Origin of the sequence: Nocardioides sp. Soil774 (genome assembly GCF_001428125.1) — a bacterium.
In the GTDB taxonomy this organism is placed as follows: Bacteria; Actinomycetota; Actinomycetes; order Propionibacteriales; family Nocardioidaceae; genus Nocardioides.
In genome coordinates this window covers 1-18,291 of sequence record NZ_LMSM01000012.1, presented here as the reverse complement: position 1 = coordinate 18,291, position 18,291 = coordinate 1, and the positions used below count along the sequence as shown (strand labels likewise).

Below are 18,291 nucleotides of genomic sequence, written 5' to 3'. Positions count from 1 at the left end.
CGTGAACACCACCGTGCTGGCTGCCCTCGTGGCCGCCCTGGTCGCCGGGCTCGGCGGTCTGCTCGTGCCGAGGCTGATCGCGCGGGTGCCGGAGCCGGCGCCGAAGGAGGCCGAGGACGAGCCCCCGAAGCTGCGCTATGCCGACATCGCCGCACGGCCCGGCCTGGCGCGGCGCAGCGCCGTGGTCTCGGCGGTCGCCGGAGGTCTCCTCGGTGCGGCCACGGGGATCGACTGGCCGCTGCTGTGGCTGGTGCCGCTGGTCCCGGTCGGCGTCGCGCTGTCGGTCGTCGACTGGCACACCAAGCTGCTGCCGCGGGTCGTCGTGCTGCCGGCGACCCTGGCCGCGATCCTCGTCGTGACGGCCGTGGGCCTCGCGACCGACCAGCGCGAGGCGCTCGTGCGCGCGTTGGTGGCGATGGTCGCGGTCCGGTCGTTCTTCTGGGTGCTGTGGTTCGTGCGCTCGGCCGGGATGGGCTTCGGCGACGTCCGGCTGGCTGCCCCCGTGGGGCTCGTGCTCGGCTGGGCCGGCTGGGGTGCCGTGGCGATCGGCGTCTGGGCCGCCTTCATCGTCTTCGCCCTGCCCGCGCTCGTCCTGGTGGTGGTGCGTCGCGACCGCGCGATGCTCAAGAAGTCGTTCCCGTTCGGCCCGTTCATGGTGATCGGTGCGCTCGTAGGTCTCGTCTGGGGGACTGCGGTCGCAGGTCGCATCTGGGGCTGAGAGACTTCGGCCATGCTCCGATGGCTCACAGCAGGCGAGTCCCACGGTCCCTCTCTGGTGGCGATCCTCGAGGGGCTGCCCGCCCACGTCCGCGTCACGACCGACGACCTCGCCGACTCGCTCGCCCGCCGGCGCCTCGGCTACGGCCGCGGCGCCAGGATGAAGTTCGAGCAGGACGCCATCCGCGTGCTGGGCGGCGTCCGGCACGGCGAGACCCAGGGTGGCCCGGTCGCCATCGAGGTCGGCAACACCGAGTGGCCCAAGTGGGAGAAGGTCATGTCGGCCGACCCGGTCGACCCCGTGGAGCTCGAGGCACTCGCCCGCAACGCCCCGCTCACCCGCCCGCGCCCCGGCCACGCCGACCTCGTCGGCATGCAGAAGTACGCCTTCGACGAGGCGCGCCCGATCCTCGAGCGGGCGTCCGCCCGTGAGACCGCGGCGCGTGTCGCGCTCGGCCGGGTGGCGTCCAACTTCCTCGAGCAGGCCACGGGCGCGCGCATCGTGTCGCACGTCGTCTCGCTCGGCGGCGTCAAGGCGCCCGCCGGCGTCGTACCTGCTCCCGACGACGTCGCGCGCCTCGACGCCGACGAGGTCCGCTGCCTCGACGCCGAGGCCAGCGCGGCGATGGTGGCGCGCATCGACCAGGCCCACAAGGACGGCGACACCCTCGGCGGCGTCGTCGAGGTCGTCGTCCACGGACTGCCGCCGGGCCTCGGCTCGCACGTGCACTGGGACCGTCGCCTCGACTCGAAGCTGGCTGGCGCCCTCATGGGCATCCAGGCGATCAAGGGCGTCGAGGTCGGCGACGGCTTCGAGCTCGCCGACACCCCCGGCTCGCTCGCGCACGACGAGATCGTGCCGACCGACGACGGCCTGCGGCGTACGTCGGGTCGTTCCGGCGGCACCGAGGGCGGCATGTCGACCGGCGAGGTGCTGCGCGTGCGTGCGGCGATGAAGCCCATCGCGACGGTGCCGAAGGCGCTGCGCACCGTCGACGTGGCCACCGGCGAGGCGACGGTCGCGCACCACCAGCGCTCCGACGTCTGCGCCGTGCCTGCCGCGGGCATCGTCGCGGAGGCCATGGTCGCGCTCGTGCTCGCCGACGCGGTCGTGGAGAAGTTCGGCGGCGACTCGGTGCAGGAGACGCGCCGCAACGTCGAGTCCTACCTCGACACGCTCCGGTTCCGATGAGGGCCCGCTGATGGCCCCGCGCGTGGTGCTGGTCGGCCCGATGGGCGCCGGCAAGACGACCGTGGCCGGGCTGCTCGCGCAGGCGTGGGGCGTCGCGGTGCGCGACACCGACGCCGACATCGAGACGACCACCGGTCGCGAGATCTCCGACATCTTCGTCGAGTCCGGCGAGGACGTGTTCCGCGAGCTGGAGGTCGCTGCGGTCGCGACCGCGCTCGCCGAGCACGACGGCGTGCTGGCGCTTGGCGGCGGTGCCGTGCTCCGGCCCGAGACCCGCGCGCTGCTCGCGGACGTGCCGGTGGTGTTCTTGCGCGTCGGGCTCTCCGACGCCGTCAAGCGCGTCGGCCTGGGGGTCGGACGCCCGTTGCTGCTCGGCAACGTGCGCTCGCGCATCAAGGCGCTCCTCGACGAGCGCACGCCGGTCTACGAGTCCGTGGCTACGCACGTGGTGGAGACCGACGACCGGACGCCCGAAGAGGTGGCCGACGAGATCCGGGGGCTGCTCCCGTGAGCGACGACACCGTCATCCACGTCGGGGGCGCCTCGCCCTACGACGTCGTCGTGGGCCACGGCCTCGCCGGCCGGCTGCCGGGGATGCTGGGCGACTCCGTCGAGCGGGTCGCGGTGCTCTATGCCGGCTCGCTCGGGGCGCTGGCCGACCCGGTCGTCGACGCCCTCGTCGAGCACTACGACGTGCTCGCGCTGGGCCTGCCCGACGGGGAGCGGGCCAAGACCGCGCCGGTCGCTTCTGACTGCTGGGAGGCGCTGGGCGAGGCAGGCTTCACCCGCTCCGACGCCGTGGTGACCATCGGCGGGGGCGCGACCACCGACCTCGGTGGCTTCGTCGCCGCGTCGTGGCTGCGCGGCGTGCGGGTCGTCCACGTGCCGACCACGCTGCTCGCCATGGTCGACGCCGCGGTCGGCGGCAAGACCGGCATCAACACCGGGGCCGGCAAGAACCTGGTCGGCGCCTTCCACGAGCCGGCGGGCGTCCTGTGCGACCTGTCCCTGCTGGCCACGCTCCCGCGCGAGGAGCTCGTCGCCGGGCTGGGCGAGGTCGTCAAGTGCGGCTTCATCGCCGACCCGGCCATCCTCGAGCTCGTCGAGCGCACCGATCCCGCCGCACTCACCGCCGGCTCCGCCGAGCTGCGCGAACTGGTCGAGCGCGCGATCCGGGTCAAGGTCGACGTCGTGGTCGACGACCTCAGGGAGACCGGCGGCGCCGACGGCCACCCCGGCCGCGAGGTCCTCAACTACGGCCACACGCTCGCGCACGCCATCGAGCGCACCAGCGACTACTCGGTCCGTCACGGCGAGGCCGTCGCCATCGGGTGCGTCTTCGTCGCCGAGCTCGCCGCACGCGCGGGCACGCTCGATCCCGCGGTCGTCGACCGGCACCGCACCGTGCTGTCGCGCGTCGGGCTGCCGACGGCGTACGACCCGGCGTCGATGGGCGACGCCTCCTTCGACGAACTGCACGCAGCGATGAAGGTCGACAAGAAAGCCCGCGGCTCGCAGCTGCGCTTCGTCGTGCTCGACGACCTCGCCTCGCCGCGGATCCTCGCCGGGCCGAGCGAGGACGACCTGCGGGCGGCGTACGCCGCGGTAGCCTCCGCCGGGTGAACGACACCTCGGGGGACGACACGACGGTCAGCGAGTCCGGCGGGACCATGCAGCGGATGTCAGGGACCGCGTCGCCTCGCGACGTCGACCTGGCGCTGCTCGAGCCCCATCGCCTGCTGGGCACGGAGCCCGGCTGGACGACTGCCGGGAGCCGGCCGTTCCTCGCGCCCGGAGCGACCGTGCTGTGGCGCTACGGGCTCGGCATCGACCCGATGCGCGTCGTGCGCGACGACGAGCGAGGCCTGGTCGCCTGGCTGGCGGAGGACACCGAGGTGGTGGGGACGGCGGCCGTCGACGGCCGCTCGCTGCGCGAGGTTCCGCTCGACGAACGCTTCGGGCACGAGCGGGTCGCGGTCGTACGCCGCTGGCAGGGCAGCGGGGTGCTCCGGATCGCGCCGACCGGCCGCCCGTGGTCCGTGTGGGTGTTCCGCGAGGACGACGGCAGCCTCGCCGGCCACTACGTCAACCTCGAGCTGCCGCACCGGCGTCGCGCGACCCAGAGCGCGACGCGTGACCTGGTGCTCGACCTCTGGCTCGAGGCCTCCGGCGAGCTGTGGCTCAAGGACGCCGACGAGCTCGAGGCCGCCGTCGCGGCCGGCCACGGCTCGGCCGAGCTCGCGGCCGAGATCCACGCCGCGGCCGAGTGGGCGCGCGCTGAGCTGATCGAGGGGCGTGACTGGCCGCTCGACGACGAGTGGGCCACGTGGCAGCCGCCGGCCGACTGGACCGTGCCTGCGCTGCCGGACAGCGACGAGGTCCGGGCCGCGCGCGCCACTACGCTGCCGTCATGACGAAGGTCCTCGTCCTCAACGGTCCCAACCTCGGCCGCCTCGGTCGCCGGCAGCCGGAGATCTACGGCTCGACCACCCACGCCGAGCTCGCGCACCAGTGCGTGGAGTGGGGCGCAGACCTCGGGCTCGACGTCGAGGTCCGTCAGACCAACCACGAGGGTGAGCTGCTCGACTGGCTCAACACCGCCGCCGACGACGGCACGCCGGTCGTGCTCAACGCCGGCGCCTGGACCCACTACTCGCTCGCGCTGTGGGACGCCTGCGCGCAGCTGACCGCACCGCTGGTCGAGGTGCACATCTCCGACCCCAAGCAGCGCGCTGAGGAGTTCCGGCACACCTCCGTCGTCGAGCCGCACGCGGCGCTGACGGTCGCCGGCCAGGGCATCGACGGATACCGGCAGGCGCTGGAGCACCTCGCCCATCACCTCTGATTGGATCGGCGGATGCTGCCCTTCCGCCAGGTCGACGTCTTCAGTGCCGAGCCGTGGCTCGGCAACCCGCTCGCCGTCGTGCACGACGCCGACGACCTCAGCGACGCGCAGATGGCCCGCTTCGCGCGGTGGACCAACCTGTCCGAGACCACCTTCCTGTGCGCGCCGACCGACCCGCGGGCCGACTACCGCGTGCGCATCTGGACCACGAGCGGCGAGCTGCCCTTCGCGGGCCACCCGACCATCGGCAGCGCGCACGCCTGGCTGGAGGCCGGGGGAGCGCCGCAGGGCGACACGGTCGTGCAGGAGTGCGGCGCCGGCCTCGTCGACGTACGCCGTGAGCCGCGGCTCGGCTTCGCGGCGCCGCCCCTGCAGCGCTCCGGTCCGGTCGAGGCCGACCTCCGCGCCCGGATCGTGCGTGCGCTCGGCGTCGCCGACGCCGCCGTCGAGGACATGGCGTGGATCGACAACGGCCCGGGCTGGGTCGGCGTCGACCTCGGGACCGCCGACGCCGTGCTTGCCGTGGTGCCCGACGTGGCCGCCTTCACCGACCTCAAGGTCACCGTCCTGGGCCGCTGGGACGAGGTGAGCGCCGCGGAGCACGGGGCCGACGTGGAGGTCCGGGCGTTCTTCGCCGACGGCCGCGAGTTCGCCGAGGACCCCGTGACCGGCAGTGCCAACGCCGGCCTGGGGCAGTGGCTCATCGGCACGGGCGCCCTGCCGTTGGCGTACACCTCGCGCCAGGGCAGCGTGATCGGCAGGGAGGGACGGGTGCGCATCGAGGCGGACGGCGATCACGTGTGGGTCTCCGGCGACGCGGTGACGCGCATCGTGGGCGAGGTCGACCTCTAGAGCCCGATCCCAGCGCTGGGCACATGGCCGCCCCCCGGGCGGGGTACGCAGATCTCATGACCGACCACGACGACACCACACGGGCCATCGCGGACGAGGAGCGTGAGTCCACGCCGAACGCGTCGGGACCCGACGCCGCGGCAGGGGGCATGGGCTCGAGCAGCGAGCGCGTGGGCCACGTCGGCCCGGGACAGGTGGGCACGGACGGACTCCGTGACACCTCGGAGACCGACGCCCCCGCGGACGCACCGCCGGAGCAGAGCCCCGGCGGGGAGGAGCCGTCGCCCGAGGGCGTCGTCCCGAAGGCGGGCTACCCCCGGCTGGACCCGCGCCACGACGACCAGCCCTACCGTCCCTGACGTGGGCCTGACGAGCGTGCTGCACGCGCGTCGCGGGCCGCAGGACCTGGTGCTGGTGCGCCACGGTGAGAGCGTCGGCAACCTGGCCGACACCGAGGCGCGCGATGCCGATGCCGAACACCTGGACCTCTCCGCCCGCGACGCCGACGTCGAGCTCTCGCCCAGCGGCGAGGAGCAGGCGCGGACCCTCGGCCGGTGGGCCAGCGGGCTGCCTGACGACCGAAGGCCCGATCTCGTCCTCGCCTCGCCCTACCGGCGCGCGGCCGACACGGCTCGGGTCGCCGCGCAGGAGCTCGGTCTCGAGGTGGTGCTCGACGAGCGGCTGCGCGAGCGGGACCTCGGGCTCTTCGACGGCTTCACCGGCAAGGGCATCCGGTCGCGCTGGCCCGAGGAGGCCGAGCGGCGTTCGCACGTGGGGAAGTTCTACTACCAACCGCCGTCCGGCGAGAGCTGGGCCGACGTGGTGCTGCGGGTGCGGAGCCTGCTCGCGGACCTGCGCGAGGGCTACGACGGCGCCCGGGTGTGGCTGTTCACGCACCAGGCCGTGATCATGTCGTTCCGCTACGCCCTCGAGGGCCTCGACGAGGTCGACCTACTCGAGATCGACCGCACCACCCGCATCTCCAACGCCTCCGTCACGCGCTACACCAGGACCGATGACGGCCTCGCGCTCGAGGAGTTCGCCGACGACAGCCACCTGGCGTCGGGCCCCGCGCGACCGACCGAGGAGCCGGACCGGACCGAGAAGGCTCCCGGTGCCTGAGGGCAGGCTCGTCGACGAGGAGCTCCTGCGTGGGTGGCCGCTGCCCGAGCCCGGCTCGGACAAGGAGGCGCGGGGGCGGTTGCTCGTCGTCGCCGGGACCGACGAGACTCCCGGCGCGGGGCTCCTCGCGGCCGAGGCCGCCCTGCGCACCGGAGCCGGCAAGGTGCAGCTCGCGACCGCCGGGGCGTGCGTGTCCGCACTCGCCGTGGCGGTCCCGGAGCTGATGGTGACGGAGGTCCGCGACGCCGACCGCGTCGTGGAGCTCGCCGAGGGTGTCGACGTGGTGCTGCTGGGGCCCGGGTTCACCGATCCCGAGGCCGCCGCCGCGCTCGTGGGGGAGGTGCTCGACCGGGTGTCGGGGACGGTCGTGCTCGACGCGCTCGGCACGGCGTACGTCACCGAGGACCCCGAGCGGATCGCCGACCTGGCCGCGACGGTGCTGCTCACGGTCAACCCCACTGAGCTGGCCCACTGCCTGCACCTGGACGAGGACGAGGTGGCCTCCGACCTCGCGCGGCACACGGCGGCGCTGGCCCACCGCACGGGGGCGACCGTGGTGTGCGGTGGTCCCACCAAGTACGTCGCCCACCCCGGCGACCTGTGGCGCGTCGAGGCCGGCAACCCGGGTCTGGGCACGGCCGGGTCGGGTGACGTGCAGGCGGGCATCGTCAGCGGGCTGCTCGGTCGCGGTGCCGAGCCCGCGCAGGCTGCCGTCTGGGGCGCCTACGTCCACGCAGTGGCGGGGGACCGGCTCGCCGGGCGCGTCGGGCCTGTCGGCTACCTCGCCCGCGAGCTCGCGCCGGAGGTGCCGGCGGTGCTGCGCGGGCTCGCGTCCTAGTCGGGGAGCCGCGACAGCCAGTCGTCGATCGCGACGTCACCCTTGCCGAAGACCAGCGTGCGACGCACCGCCCGGTCGTCGGCGAGCACGGCCGCGGCGACCTGCGCCACGAGCTCGCGCGGTGACTCGTCGCCGTCGCGGGAGGTGGCGGCGGGGTTGACCGTGCCGTGGGAGGGATCGGTGGTCAGTGCACCGGGCCCGAGGATCGTCCAGCCGAGGCTGGTGCCGCGCAGGTGCTCGTCGGCGGCGATCTTGGCGTCCTGGTAGCGACGGAACGGGTCGTCCTCGGGCACGAGGTGGTCCGCGGACGCACCGGCGAACGACACCATCACGTAGCGCTGGACGCCCGCGGCCACGGCCGCGTCCATCGAGCGGATCGCCGCGTCGCGGTCCACGGCGTCGGTGCGCGCGGGGTCGCCGCCGCCGGCCCCGGCCGACCAGACCACGGCGTCCTGGCCGGAGAGCAGCTCGGTCAGCGCCGCGGTGTCGGCGTCCTCGAGCGAGGAGACGAGGGCCGTGGCCCCGGTCGCCTCCACGTCCCGGACGTGGTCGGGGTTGCGGATGACCGAGGTGACCTCGTGACCCGCCTCGACGAGCAGGGGAGCGAGGAGGAGGGCGATCTTGCCGTGTCCGCCGAAGATGGTGGTGCGCATGCCGGCGACGCTAGCGCGGCTACGGTGAGGGCCTCGCCGTGGCGCTGTCCGGCGAGCATTTCATGGCTCTCGTGGCCCGCGACTAGACTCGCCTGTCGGCGCAGGCTCCGTAGGGCGGCGTCCGCTCATCCTTGACACTCCTTGACATCAGACACAGCGACGAAGGCGGACAGAGAGCACATGGCAACCACCAACGACCTCAAGAACGGCATGGTCCTCCGGATCGAGGGGCAGCTCTGGGCCGTCGTCGAGTTCCAGCACGTCAAGCCCGGCAAGGGCCCGGCCTTCGTGCGCACCAAGCTCCGCAACGTCGAGTCGGGCAAGAACGTCGACAAGACCTTCAACGCCGGCACCAAGGTCGAGACGGCCAACGTCGACAAGCGCACCATGCAGTACCTCTACAACGACGGCTCGTCCTACGTCTTCATGGACACCAGCACCTACGAGCAGCTCGAGGTGGCCCCCGAGGTCGTGGGCGACGCGAAGAACTTCATGCTGGAGAACCAGGAGGCGATCGTCGCCACCAACGACGGCCGCGTGCTCTTCATCGAGCTGCCCGCCTCCGTCGAGCTGCTGATCGCCGAGACCGAGCCGGGCCTGCAGGGCGACCGCTCCACCGGCGGCACCAAGCCCGCGACCCTCGAGACCGGCCACACCATCGCGGTGCCGCTCTTCATCACCACGGGCGAGAAGGTCAAGGTCGACACGCGCGACTCGTCCTACCTCGGCCGCGTCAAGGCCTGACACCACGTGGCTGCCCGTTCGAAGGCGCGCAAGCGCGCGCTGGACATCCTGTTCGCCTCCGAGCTGCGCTCGGAGGACCCCGTCGTGGCCCTCGACCGCGCGATCGCCGACGGCGAGGGCCCGACCAACGACTACACCGCGACCCTGGTGCGCGGCGTGGTCGAGCACCTCGAGCGCATCGACGAGGTGCTCACGACCTACAGCAAGGGCTGGACGCTCGGCCGGATGCCGGCAGTGGACCGCAACGTGCTGCGCATCGGTGTCTACGAGCTGCTCTGGGGTGACTCCGACGTGCCCGACACGGTCGCGGTGAGCGAGGCCCTGCGCCTGGTGCAGGACCTCTCGACCGACGACTCGCCGGCCTTCGTCAACGGTCTCCTGGGATCGATCCAGCGCGACCGCGCCACCCTGGTCTGAGCCGGTTCACCCGGAGGGGTCGGACGCACTCGCGCACGGGGGCCCGGAGGTCCTAGGTTGACCCCATGAACGCCCCCGTGGAGACCGCAGAATCCGTCCACCGCAGCAAGTGGCTCGACCACGCGATCCGCGTCGGCCTCATCGCCTACGGCATCGTCCACCTGCTCGTCGGGTGGCTGGCCCTCCAGCTCGCCTTCGGCGAGAAGGAGGACAAGGCCTCCAACCAGGGCGCCATGCACTACCTCGCCCAGCAGCCGATGGGCGGTGTGCTGGTGTGGATGATCGCGATCGGGATGACGCTGCTCGTGATCTGGCGCCTGCTGGAGTTCGCCTTCGGCTATCCCGAGGAGTCCGACGACGCCAAGCGGTGGCGCAAGCGCGCGACCTCCCTGGGCAAGGCGATCATCTACGGCGCGCTCGCCTGGAGCGCCTTCAAGACCGCGACCGGTTCCGGCGGCGGCAGCAAGGGCGGCACCGACACCACGACGGCGAAGATCATGCAGCTGCCCGGTGGCCAGCTGATCGTGGGCCTGGTCGGTCTGGCGATCATCGGCTACGGCATCTCGCTCGTCGTGCGCGGCTGGACCGAGAAGTTCCGCGAGAACCTCGACGCCCAGGGGCAGTCGGGCGAGGACGGCTCGGCCTACGTCATGCTCGGCAAGGTGGGCTACATCGCCAAGGGTGTCGCCATCGCGCTCGTCGGCGGCCTCTTCGGCTACGCCGCGATCACCCACAACGCCAAGAAGTCCGGTGGCCTCGACCAGGCGCTCGAGACCTTGCGCGAGCAGCCCTTCGGCCAGGTGCTGCTGACCGCGATCGCGCTCGGCATCGCGGCGTACGGCCTGTTCTGCTTCGCGCGCGCCAAGCACCTCTCGCGCTGACGACCGGCTCGGGGTGCCGCTCGCTCAGGCGGGCGGACCCGCGGCGACGGCGAGCGCGGTGGCGACCATGTGGTCGCGGACCTGCTGGGGAGTGACACGACTGATGCGGGGCACGCCCGGCGCGTCCTCGGAGACGAGCATCGCCACCCGGCCGAGCTGGAGCGTGCCGAGGCCGCTGGCGTAGAGCATGTTGGCGAGCAGCCGCGGGTCCTGCACGCGGAACTCCCCGCTCGCAGCACCGGCCTCGATCGTGCGGGTCAGCACGGACAGGCACCCGTTGATCGCCTGGCCGAGGCGGAACATCGCGCTCTCGCTGACCTCTTCGAGCAGGTCACCGCCCGGGCGTCGCATGATCGCCTGGGCGCAGTCGATGAACGCCGGGTGGGCCAGGCCGTAGGCCACGAAGGCCTCCACCAGGGCGACGAGCTGGTCGCGCGGCTCGGTCGCGGACCCGGCGGCCTCGTCGAGTGACTGACGCAGCTCGTCGAGGTACTCCACCAGCGTGAGGCTGAAGAGCTCCTCCTTGCCGGTGAAGTGGCGGTAGATGATCGCCCGGTTGATGCCGACGGCCTTGGCGATGTCCTCGATCTGGGCGTCGCGCACGCCGCGCTCGTCGAAGAGCCGTCGCGTCGCCGAGATGATCTCCGCCTCGCGGACCCGTCGCCGTGCGGCCGCGGTGCCGCCGCGCCCGGCGGCCGGGGTGGAGGGCTCGGCACTCATGGGGCTCAGTCTAGGGATGTCGTCACGCCGGGAGGTGGGTGCGCACCTGCTCGACGGTGTCGGCCTCGCCGGGCGCCTTGTCGTCGCGGTAGCGGATGACCCGGGCGAAGCGCAGCGCGACGCCGCCGGGGTAGCGGGTGGAGCGCTGGAGGCCGTCGAAGGCGATCTCGACGACCTGCTCGGGGCGCACGTGCACGACGTGGCCCTCGCGGCCGGTCTCGAGCGCGAGGAACCGCTCGGTCTGCCAGGCGAGCATCTCGTCGGTCATGCCCTTGAACGTCTTGCCGAGCATGACGAAGCCGCTCTCCGAGGACTCGTCGCGGGCGCCGAGGTGGATGTTGGAGAGCCATCCCTGGCGCCGGCCCGAGCCCCACTCGACCGCGAGCACGACGAGGTCGAGGGTGTGGACCGGCTTCACCTTCACCCAGGCCGCGCCCCGACGACCGGCCGCGTAGGGCGCGGAGAGGTCCTTGAGCACGACGCCCTCGTGCCCGGCCGACACGGTCTCCCTCGCGAAGGCGTCGGCCGCACCGGGATCGGCGGTGACGAGGCGCCGCACGCGGTGGCGCTCGGGCACCAGCGCGTCGAGGGCGGCGAGCCGCTCGTGACCGGGGGAGTCGAGCAGGTCGTGCCCGTCGAGGTGGAGCAGGTCGAAGAAGTGCGGCGTCACCGCGCTCTGCCCATCTCTGGCGGTGTCCTGCGCGGTCCGGCTGGCGGTGTCCTGGAACGCCATCGGACGTCCGTCGTCGGTGAGCGCGAGCGCCTCGCCGTCGAGCACGAACCGCTCGGCCCGCAGGGAGCGGGCCACCTCGACCACCTCGGGCAGCCGCCCGGTGATGTCGTCGAGGCTGCGCGTCACGACGAGGACGTCGTCGCCGTCGCGGTGCACCTGGATCCGGATGCCGTCGAGCTTGGCGTCGATCGCGACCTCGGTCGCACCGCCGTCGGACAGCCCGGCCATCGCGGCGGCCACGTCGGGCGCGCTGGAGGCCAGCATCGGCAGGACCGGGCGACCGACCTCGAGGCCGATCGCGGCGAGCGCCTCCTCGCCCTCGAAGGCCGCGCCCGCAGCGGCGACGGTCGAGCCGGCGAGCATCGCGGCACGGCGTACGGCGGCGAGGGGGACGCCTGCCACCTGCGCGACCGCCTCCTGGGTGACGGCGTCGAGCGCACCCTGGCGGAGGTTGCCCGTCACGATCGCGCGCAGCCACGCCTGCTCGTCGGCGGTCGCGCGCCCGAAGAGCGTGTCGACCGCCGCCTTGCGGGCGAGCTGGGAGCCCGCCCCGGACAGGGCCGACATGGCCTCGAAGGCCTCGTGCACCTCCAGCACCGTCAGCGACGGCTCGGCTGCGGGCGGCGGGAGGTCGCTGACGCCGCGCCATCCCAACCCCGTACGCCGCTGCCGCAGGGCGCCGCCGAGGTAGGACACGACGACCTCGAGCTCCCCGGGCTCCACACGCGCCAACGTCGAGGCGAGCGTGGCCACCTTGGCCTTGCGCGAGCGGGTCGCGGCGACCTCGGCGGAGGTGGAGACGAGCTCGGCGAGCAGCATGCGTCCATCCTGCCGGGCGCCACCGACAGCGAGGCCACCCGAAGAGGCAGGATGGGCCCGTGCCCGAGTCCCACCTCTACGTCCCGCGCTTCAACGCGATGGACGCCGACGACGTACGTCCCTTCGTCGACGCGGTCGCCACCGCGCAGCTGGTGACCGTGGGTGACGACGGGATGCCCGACGCGACCTTCCTGCCCGTGCTGTGGGAGGGCGACCGGCTCGTCGGCCACCTCGCACGCGCCAACGGGCACTGGCGCCGCATCGTCGACGGCTCGCCGGCGCTGGCGGTCGTGACGGGGCCGGACACCTACGTGAGCCCGTCCTGGTATGCCTCGAAGGCCGAGCACGGCAAGGTCGTGCCGACGTGGAACTACTCCGTCGTGCACCTCCGCGGCCGCGTGGTCGTCCACGACGACCCGCAGTGGGTGCGCGCGCTGGTCACGCGCCTCACCGACCGGCACGAGCAGCAGCGCGAGGAGCCGTGGGCGGTCTCGGACGCGCCCGAGGACTACGTCGAGAAGAACCTCCGTCCGATCGTCGGCGTCGAGGTGCTCGTGGAGTCGGTGGAGGCCAAGGCCAAGCTCAGCCAGAACCGGTCCGACGAGGACCGTGCCGGCGTCGCCGCAGGCCTGGCCGCTGACGGGGCCGACCCGTCCGGCCTGGTCGCTCCGTGAGCCGGGTGCGCGAGCGCTTCACCGGACGGATCGCCGGCGTCGGCAGCACGAGCGGCACCCGCGTCGTCGTCGGACGGTGGGACGCGTCGCCGTGGGGAGCCTTTGCCGACGTGATGGTCGAGGACGCGGTCGGACACCGCGTGCTCCTGGCCCCCGACGAGCGGGTGCGCGACTTCGTCGCCGCGACCTACTCCTTCGACGAGCACGTCCTCGAGCCGGTGGAGGTCACGGACACCGCCGACGGCTGGCAGGTGTCGACACCGTCGCTGATGCTGCGACTCGTGGTGGGCGGTCGTACGCCGCTGGGTGCCGCCCTCGGTCTCGTGCCCGCCCGTGTCGCGACGTCACCTGCCTGGTGCTCTCTCGTCGACCCAGTGGCGCGGGTGGTGATGCGGGGCGTGCGGACGCGCGGGACCGCCGGCAACGACCGCCGGGAGTGGTACGGCGCGACGTCGGTGTCTGCTGTTGCCGCTCTGTCCGGTCAGTGGCGGGGGAGCGACCTGGCTGCGCTGGCGCCGGTGGATCCGCCGTGCCGGTTCGGGTTCTCCTCAACGCCGCGGCGGCCGTCGGTGACGAGCGTGGTGACCACGATCGAGAGGCGGAGGTAGGGCAGTTCGCCGAGTGACCGACCTTGCGCAGCGCAGCCTCACATGTGGCGTGGGGGTCTCGTCGCGTGTGCGCCCAGCCGTGAGCGGGTACCGATGCCACATGAGCGCTCTTGATTCGGCGGCCCGCGCCGCCTCGTACATCGGTGGTCAGATGCTCGGCGTTGCAACTCGGACGATCGCCGCCCGGCCGGCTACCAAGCCACTGCACCCGCGGGGCTCTGTCGTTCAGGGCACCCTGCACCGGGTCGGTACACAGGGCCTGACCGGCGCAGGCTGGCTGGACCACGCGGGCGAGGACCTCGTGCTGGTCCGGCAGTCCCGAGCAATCGGACTACCGCCGCCCGTCCCGGACATCCATGGCCTCGCCATCCGCGTGCCGACCGAGGGGGGCCAGCACGGCGACTTGTTGTTCGCTTCCACGGGGCTCGGACGGCTCACCCGCTTCACGCTCACCGCTGCCCGGTCGCCGTACAGGAGATCGATGACCACGTTGTTGCCATATCGCGCACCCGTCGGAGCGGTGCTTCTCTCCGCGGTGTTCCGAGACGAGAGTAGGGTCGAGCTGGCCTGGGCCACCCCCTCAGGCGGGTGGCACACATTTGCCGACCTGTCGCTCCCTACGGGCCCGTCCGACCATGCAGACATGCCCGTGTCATTCGACCCCGTCAGAAACGTACTGCCCGGCCTCGAGCCCTACGACTGGGTCCGCCGGCTCAGAGAGCCCTCCTACGCGACCGCCCGGCAATCCCGCCGGCCCTGAATGGCTGGTCAGGCACCCTCGGGTCACAGGCACTGCCGCGACTGCGCCACCGCGGAGTAGCCCACCGCGCCCCCATGTGCGTTGGCGGAATCACATACAGAGCGCCGGACCCCATGCGCTGACGAGGGACGAGGAGCGCGGCTGAGAACTACGTTGGACTTGCCTGTTCACCTTGTCTCTACTGGCCGAGAACACCGACCGCGAACGACACCACGATCAGTGAGACGAGCAGTGCAGCGGTGGCCTCGATGCCCATCAGAATTTTCGCTCGGCTGGTCAGGGGCATGGTGTCGGTCGGGCTGAAGGCGGAGGAGTTGGTCAAGGACAGATACAGGTAGTCGACATAGTTTGGAATCCATCCTCCAGACTCGCTGGATGTGCGGCTCACCTCGATCACGGCGTCGTCGTTCTCATCTTGGGAGAAGCGCCAGTCCGCGGACGGCAGGTTCGAGCGTTCCTCACGTCGCCGACACACTGGTCCACCTCGGTCGAGTTCCCAGAAGAGCAGACCGAAGCCGATGACGTTCGTGACCCAGATCTGCATCGCGCCAACGAGCAGGTGGCCTCCGCTCGCGACGTTGCCGGACAGAGTGGACACGAGCAGCCCGAGGGAGCCCAAGTTGGAGAGGATCATGATGCTCGCCAATCCGATCGAGGCCCATCGCGACCAACGCGTCTCTCGGGTCATTCGCCGAGGATTGGTCACCACCAACGCCACCAGCAGGAGCACTTCCACCATCGGTGTGATCAACCGGTTGGTGAACAGCAACGAGCTCGGAAGAAGCGCATAGACCGCGATGGCAAGAACCACCCCGGCAGCCGGCGGAAGCCTGTTCTCCCCTGACGCCGAGCGCCGGCCTACGTTTCCGTCATCCACCCCGCCGAAGGTCACGCCCGCAGCAAACCACTCACACCTCCCGCTACGGATCCGGCACCCCGGGGCCGGTGGAAATTCACCTCCTACCCCCAGCCGGATCGTCCTGATCCCTGGGCCGTCCGTCTTCACCAACGTCAGCCACACGTTGGACAACTCTCAAGAAGCGGTGACAACCCGCACACGGCGAATCCGTCGCTTGATGCGGGGTACGGAGAGTCCAAGTCGCTGCCGCAGCCATGGTTGTTGTGCGGCCAGGGCCGGGTGCTCAAGACAGTGGGCACCCGGGCCCCCTCCGGGGCTGCGGACTCAGTCGTCGCCAGGGAGCGTGCGGGTGCGCGCGATGTCGCTCGCGATGGCCACCAGCTTGCGGTTCGTGGTGCTTGAGATCCGACGCAGATAGTCGAAGGCCTGATCGGCACTGAGGTCGAGCCGCTCCATCAAGATCCCCTCTGCCCGCCCGATGACCAAGCGGCTGATGATCGCCATCCCCAGCTGGTCGATCTCCCGCTCGGCAGACATCGAGAGGGCCAGGTGTCCCGCGAGGGCCTGGGCGACGGCGACGTCGTCGACGTCGAAGTGCTGGCCGTCCACGGCATACAGACTCAGCGCGCCGTAGCAGTCGTCGTTGGTGAACACGAGCAGCGACATCATGGAACTGGCGCCGAACTCATGGTGGACCTTCGGCGCCCACACCGGCCACCGTTCCTCGGTCTCGAGGTCGTGGACGATCATCGTGTCCTGGTCCTTGCGCACGCTGAGGCACGGTCCTTCGCCCAGCTCGTACTGCAGCTCGTTGGCGCGCCGGACGAAGTCGTCGCTGCTCACCCGCGTGAGGAGGCCGCCCTTCTCATTGATCGTGATGCCGGCATGGGCACACCTAGCGACGAGCCTCACTGCCGCGTCCACCGCGATCTGGAGACGTGCGTCCTCGTCCGTTGCCCACCGAAACGCTCGAGCAAGCTGTTCGAACTCGCTCAGCCGCTGGGTCGCCTCACTCACGGGCTCAGTATGGAGTGACGCGGAGCGCGCCGACACACCCCTGCTTACAAGATCCCGCGTAGTCGTCCGCATCCGCCGCACGAAGGCGCCCATGCTGCCGCAACTGCGCGTGCCGCGCGGAGCCTCAGCGGCACGTCGCCTGCTCAGCTCGGGTAGATGTCCACCCCGGCCGGGGCTTCGAGGATCATCCGTGCCTTCTCGGGGTGGATGCGGTGGGTGCCGGTGTGGTCGACGAGGAAGCCCAGGCCGTGGGGTGTGAGCCAGACGTAGCGGCCTTCGCCGCACTGGCGTGACTGGTAGCCCGCGTGGGTCTTCCAGCGGTGGTGTCGTCGGCCGAGGGGGCCGGAGTTGTGGGAGCCGGTCTGGTCCGGTTCGCCGCACTGGCGTGACTGGTAGCCCGCGTGGGTCTTCCAGCGGTGGTGTCGTCGGCCGAGGGGGCCGGAGTTGTGGGAGCCGGTCTGGTCCGGCGGGGGTTCTCGACCGTCGTCGCCGTGGTCGTAGGGGACCGGGTGGTCGAGGTCGACGTGGCGGCTGGTGGAGGTGGCGTAGGGCCAGTAGTCGCCGCCGGTGATGAGGTGGACCTGGTCGCGCAGTGACTCGGGGTGTTCGTAGGCGGTGTGGCGGACGCGGTCGGAGAGGTCCTTGACGGGCTGGATCTTGAGGTCGACCCGCGCCAACAGTTCGGCCAGCCGGCCCAGCGTGACCGGCCCGAACCCCTCGACGCGAGCCACCCCGTCGGTGCCGTGGAGCGCCGCTTCGTGGAGGTGGACGTGCAGCACTCCGCGCGGCGCGAGCGGAGCGAGGTCGACGTCGCGCAGGGCGTCGAGGAGGTCGGCGGGGAAGGCCAGCGCACGCGTCGGTCCGGACTGGTCCGGCTCCTCCGGGTCGAGGTCGAGGTCGAGGTCGGGCTCCCGCTCCGGCTCGGGGGTGGTGTGCTCGAGCAGCAGGGTGAACAGCTCGGCCGGCCGGGCCAGCCACGCGAAGGCCAGGGCGCGGAGCTCGTCGGGGGTGGTGGCGTCGGCATGGCGGGGCGCGATGATCTCCGCGACCCGGGACACCGTCGCGTCCACGGCGACCGCGTCGCCGGCGTCGAGGCGGGCGAAGAGCATCCGCAGGCCGTGCTCGTCGGTGCGACCCAGCCGGGCAAACCTGCTCCGGCGCTCGGCCTCGCACGTGTCCTCGTGCAGGGCGGGGTCGGCCTCGATGATCTTGGCCTCGGCGACCTCCAGCACCCGTCCGGCACCCTCGCTGACGATCATCCGCGAGATCGCGGAGTCGACCAGCCCGACACGGTCGGCGCCCAGGTGGCGCGAAAGCTTCGCGACGCGGCGCGCGAGCCAGACCTCGCACTCGCCGCGCCGGCACACCGCCCAGGTCAGCGGGAGCCGGTGCTGCAGGTCGAGCACGTCGGCGAGCGCGTGGCGCGAGGCCATCACGCCGGTGCCGCGGGCCAGGGCGATCTCGCCGAGGCAGAAGTCCTGCACGCCCGGGGTGCCGTCGCCGCCGACCTGGACCAGCACGTTGCCGAGCCGGCGTGCCGCGGCTCCGTCGGGGCCCTCGGTCGGATCGGCGAAGTGCACCGCGGCCCACTGCGCGAGGACCTCGAGGTCGTCGATCTCCGCCAGCCGGCGTGCCCGCACAGACTCGGACGCGCGGGCCAGGAGCCCGGCTGCATCGAGGTCCGACAGGTCATCGATCATGCGTTTGATTCTAGTTGTACCCACCGACAACGGGCCTCGCCTGTGATGTCTCAGGACATCGGTGACAGTTCTGCATCAGGACATCGGTAACAGTTGGTGTCTCAGGACTTCGGTGACTCTTGGGGTGGCTTGGGCGGCAT

22 protein-coding genes are annotated in these 18,291 nt (G+C 72.0%); 16 read left to right on the top strand and 6 right to left on the bottom strand.

Annotated features, from left to right (window positions below):
• Position 1 precedes the first annotated feature (1 nt).
• The 10 genes from ASG76_RS17935 to ASG76_RS17890 are packed head-to-tail and all read left to right on the top strand — an operon-like array spanning position 2 to position 7,566.
• Positions 2 to 718 (top strand): prepilin peptidase, encoded by a 717-nt coding sequence (locus tag ASG76_RS17935; RefSeq protein ID WP_162254136.1) that lies wholly within the window; start codon positions 2 to 4, stop codon positions 716 to 718.
• 12 nt (positions 719 to 730) lie between these two features.
• Entirely contained in the window at positions 731 to 1,909 is a 1,179-nt protein-coding gene (aroC, locus tag ASG76_RS17930) for a chorismate synthase (protein WP_082587662.1), read from the top strand.
• 10 nt (positions 1,910 to 1,919) lie between these two features.
• Positions 1,920 to 2,420: a shikimate kinase gene (locus ASG76_RS17925; RefSeq protein WP_056606770.1), complete on the top strand. Its 501-nt coding sequence runs from the start codon at positions 1,920 to 1,922 to the stop codon at positions 2,418 to 2,420.
• Complete coding sequence (gene aroB / locus ASG76_RS17920; RefSeq protein WP_056606767.1) at positions 2,417 to 3,532, top strand: 3-dehydroquinate synthase; 1,116 nt, start codon at positions 2,417 to 2,419, stop codon at positions 3,530 to 3,532. The genes ASG76_RS17925 and aroB overlap by 4 nt, the downstream gene beginning before the upstream one ends.
• A complete protein-coding gene (locus tag ASG76_RS17915; RefSeq protein ID WP_056606764.1) occupies positions 3,529 to 4,323 on the top strand; it encodes a DUF402 domain-containing protein in 795 nt (264 codons plus the stop codon). The genes aroB and ASG76_RS17915 overlap by 4 nt, the downstream gene beginning before the upstream one ends.
• Entirely contained in the window at positions 4,320 to 4,754 is a 435-nt protein-coding gene (locus tag ASG76_RS17910) for a type II 3-dehydroquinate dehydratase (RefSeq protein ID WP_056606761.1), read from the top strand. The genes ASG76_RS17915 and ASG76_RS17910 overlap by 4 nt, the downstream gene beginning before the upstream one ends.
• Positions 4,755 to 4,766: 12 nt before the next feature.
• Complete coding sequence (locus ASG76_RS17905; protein WP_056606758.1) at positions 4,767 to 5,606, top strand: PhzF family phenazine biosynthesis protein; 840 nt, start codon at positions 4,767 to 4,769, stop codon at positions 5,604 to 5,606.
• A 56-nt stretch (positions 5,607 to 5,662) separates the two neighbouring features.
• Positions 5,663 to 5,965, top strand: a complete 303-nt coding sequence (locus ASG76_RS17900) for a hypothetical protein (RefSeq protein WP_056606756.1) — start codon at positions 5,663 to 5,665, stop codon at positions 5,963 to 5,965.
• 1 nt (position 5,966) lies between these two features.
• Positions 5,967 to 6,728 (top strand): histidine phosphatase family protein, encoded by a 762-nt coding sequence (locus tag ASG76_RS17895; RefSeq protein ID WP_200948240.1) that lies wholly within the window; start codon positions 5,967 to 5,969, stop codon positions 6,726 to 6,728.
• On the top strand, positions 6,721 to 7,566 hold the full coding sequence (locus tag ASG76_RS17890; protein WP_056606753.1) for an NAD(P)H-hydrate dehydratase: 846 nt from the start codon (positions 6,721 to 6,723) through the stop codon (positions 7,564 to 7,566). The genes ASG76_RS17895 and ASG76_RS17890 overlap by 8 nt, the downstream gene beginning before the upstream one ends.
• Here the strand turns inward: ASG76_RS17890 and ASG76_RS17885 are convergent.
• Positions 7,563 to 8,219: an NAD(P)H-binding protein gene (locus tag ASG76_RS17885; RefSeq protein WP_056606750.1), complete on the bottom strand. Its 657-nt coding sequence runs from the start codon at positions 8,217 to 8,219 to the stop codon at positions 7,563 to 7,565. The genes ASG76_RS17890 and ASG76_RS17885 overlap by 4 nt on opposite strands.
• A gap of 180 nt (positions 8,220 to 8,399) precedes the next feature.
• Here ASG76_RS17885 and efp point away from each other — a divergent pair, with 180 nt between their 5' ends.
• From efp to ASG76_RS17870, 3 genes are all read left to right on the top strand, one after another.
• Positions 8,400 to 8,963, top strand: a complete 564-nt coding sequence (gene efp / locus ASG76_RS17880) for an elongation factor P (RefSeq protein WP_056606747.1) — start codon at positions 8,400 to 8,402, stop codon at positions 8,961 to 8,963.
• 6 nt (positions 8,964 to 8,969) lie between these two features.
• Positions 8,970 to 9,380: a transcription antitermination factor NusB gene (nusB, locus tag ASG76_RS17875; RefSeq protein WP_056606744.1), complete on the top strand. Its 411-nt coding sequence runs from the start codon at positions 8,970 to 8,972 to the stop codon at positions 9,378 to 9,380.
• Positions 9,381 to 9,445: 65 nt separating this feature from the next.
• Complete coding sequence (locus ASG76_RS17870) at positions 9,446 to 10,261, top strand: DUF1206 domain-containing protein (protein ID WP_056606740.1); 816 nt, start codon at positions 9,446 to 9,448, stop codon at positions 10,259 to 10,261.
• A 24-nt stretch (positions 10,262 to 10,285) separates the two neighbouring features.
• Here the strand turns inward: ASG76_RS17870 and ASG76_RS17865 are convergent, their stop codons facing one another.
• Both ASG76_RS17865 and ASG76_RS17860 read right to left on the bottom strand, forming a co-directional pair.
• Positions 10,286 to 10,981, bottom strand: a complete 696-nt coding sequence (locus tag ASG76_RS17865; RefSeq protein ID WP_056606737.1) for a TetR/AcrR family transcriptional regulator — start codon at positions 10,979 to 10,981, stop codon at positions 10,286 to 10,288.
• Between the two features lie 22 nt (positions 10,982 to 11,003).
• Positions 11,004 to 12,533: an ATP-dependent DNA ligase gene (locus tag ASG76_RS17860; protein WP_056606734.1), complete on the bottom strand. Its 1,530-nt coding sequence runs from the start codon at positions 12,531 to 12,533 to the stop codon at positions 11,004 to 11,006.
• A 59-nt stretch (positions 12,534 to 12,592) separates the two neighbouring features.
• Here ASG76_RS17860 and ASG76_RS17855 point away from each other — a divergent pair, with 59 nt between their 5' ends.
• The 3 genes from ASG76_RS17855 to ASG76_RS19315 all read left to right on the top strand — a co-directional run bounded on the left by ASG76_RS17855 (position 12,593) and on the right by ASG76_RS19315 (position 14,575).
• Entirely contained in the window at positions 12,593 to 13,207 is a 615-nt protein-coding gene (locus tag ASG76_RS17855; protein WP_235529732.1) for an FMN-binding negative transcriptional regulator, read from the top strand.
• Positions 13,204 to 13,815, top strand: a complete 612-nt coding sequence (locus ASG76_RS17850; RefSeq protein WP_056606731.1) for a hypothetical protein — start codon at positions 13,204 to 13,206, stop codon at positions 13,813 to 13,815. Before ASG76_RS17855 ends, ASG76_RS17850 begins: the two co-directional genes overlap by 4 nt.
• Positions 13,816 to 13,915: 100 nt before the next feature.
• Positions 13,916 to 14,575: a hypothetical protein gene (locus ASG76_RS19315; RefSeq protein WP_056606728.1), complete on the top strand. Its 660-nt coding sequence runs from the start codon at positions 13,916 to 13,918 to the stop codon at positions 14,573 to 14,575.
• Positions 14,576 to 14,753: 178 nt separating this feature from the next.
• On the opposite strand, the gene ASG76_RS17840 is transcribed toward ASG76_RS19315, so the two are convergent.
• From ASG76_RS17840 to ASG76_RS17830, 3 genes are all read right to left on the bottom strand, one after another.
• A complete protein-coding gene (locus tag ASG76_RS17840) occupies positions 14,754 to 15,467 on the bottom strand; it encodes a hypothetical protein (RefSeq protein ID WP_056606724.1) in 714 nt (237 codons plus the stop codon).
• A gap of 291 nt (positions 15,468 to 15,758) precedes the next feature.
• Positions 15,759 to 16,451: a GAF and ANTAR domain-containing protein gene (locus ASG76_RS17835; protein WP_162254135.1), complete on the bottom strand. Its 693-nt coding sequence runs from the start codon at positions 16,449 to 16,451 to the stop codon at positions 15,759 to 15,761.
• Positions 16,452 to 16,594: 143 nt separating this feature from the next.
• The gene (locus ASG76_RS17830; protein WP_056606719.1) at positions 16,595 to 18,151 is read right to left on the bottom strand and encodes a hypothetical protein; all 1,557 of its coding nucleotides are present in this window, start codon (positions 18,149 to 18,151) and stop codon (positions 16,595 to 16,597) included.
• Between the last annotated feature and the right edge of the window lie 140 nt (positions 18,152 to 18,291).

Bases quoted from the DNA above. Each gene is read 5' to 3' on its own strand.
- aroC (WP_082587662.1), top strand. From the start codon at position 731: ATGCTCCGATGGCTCACAGCAGGCGAGTCCCACGGTCCCTCTCTGGTG.
- ASG76_RS17925 (WP_056606770.1), top strand. From the start codon at position 1,920: ATGGCCCCGCGCGTGGTGCTGGTCGGCCCGATGGGCGCCGGCAAGACG.
- ASG76_RS17910 (WP_056606761.1), top strand. From the start codon at position 4,320: ATGACGAAGGTCCTCGTCCTCAACGGTCCCAACCTCGGCCGCCTCGGT.
- ASG76_RS17905 (WP_056606758.1), top strand. From the start codon at position 4,767: ATGCTGCCCTTCCGCCAGGTCGACGTCTTCAGTGCCGAGCCGTGGCTC.
- ASG76_RS17900 (WP_056606756.1), top strand. From the start codon at position 5,663: ATGACCGACCACGACGACACCACACGGGCCATCGCGGACGAGGAGCGT.
- ASG76_RS17885 (WP_056606750.1), bottom strand. From the start codon at position 8,219: ATGCGCACCACCATCTTCGGCGGACACGGCAAGATCGCCCTCCTCCTC.
- efp (WP_056606747.1), top strand. From the start codon at position 8,400: ATGGCAACCACCAACGACCTCAAGAACGGCATGGTCCTCCGGATCGAG.
- ASG76_RS17870 (WP_056606740.1), top strand. From the start codon at position 9,446: ATGAACGCCCCCGTGGAGACCGCAGAATCCGTCCACCGCAGCAAGTGG.
- ASG76_RS17865 (WP_056606737.1), bottom strand. From the start codon at position 10,981: ATGAGTGCCGAGCCCTCCACCCCGGCCGCCGGGCGCGGCGGCACCGCG.
- ASG76_RS17860 (WP_056606734.1), bottom strand. From the start codon at position 12,533: ATGCTGCTCGCCGAGCTCGTCTCCACCTCCGCCGAGGTCGCCGCGACC.
- ASG76_RS19315 (WP_056606728.1), top strand. From the start codon at position 13,916: ATGAGCGCTCTTGATTCGGCGGCCCGCGCCGCCTCGTACATCGGTGGT.
- ASG76_RS17830 (WP_056606719.1), bottom strand. From the start codon at position 18,151: ATGATCGATGACCTGTCGGACCTCGATGCAGCCGGGCTCCTGGCCCGC.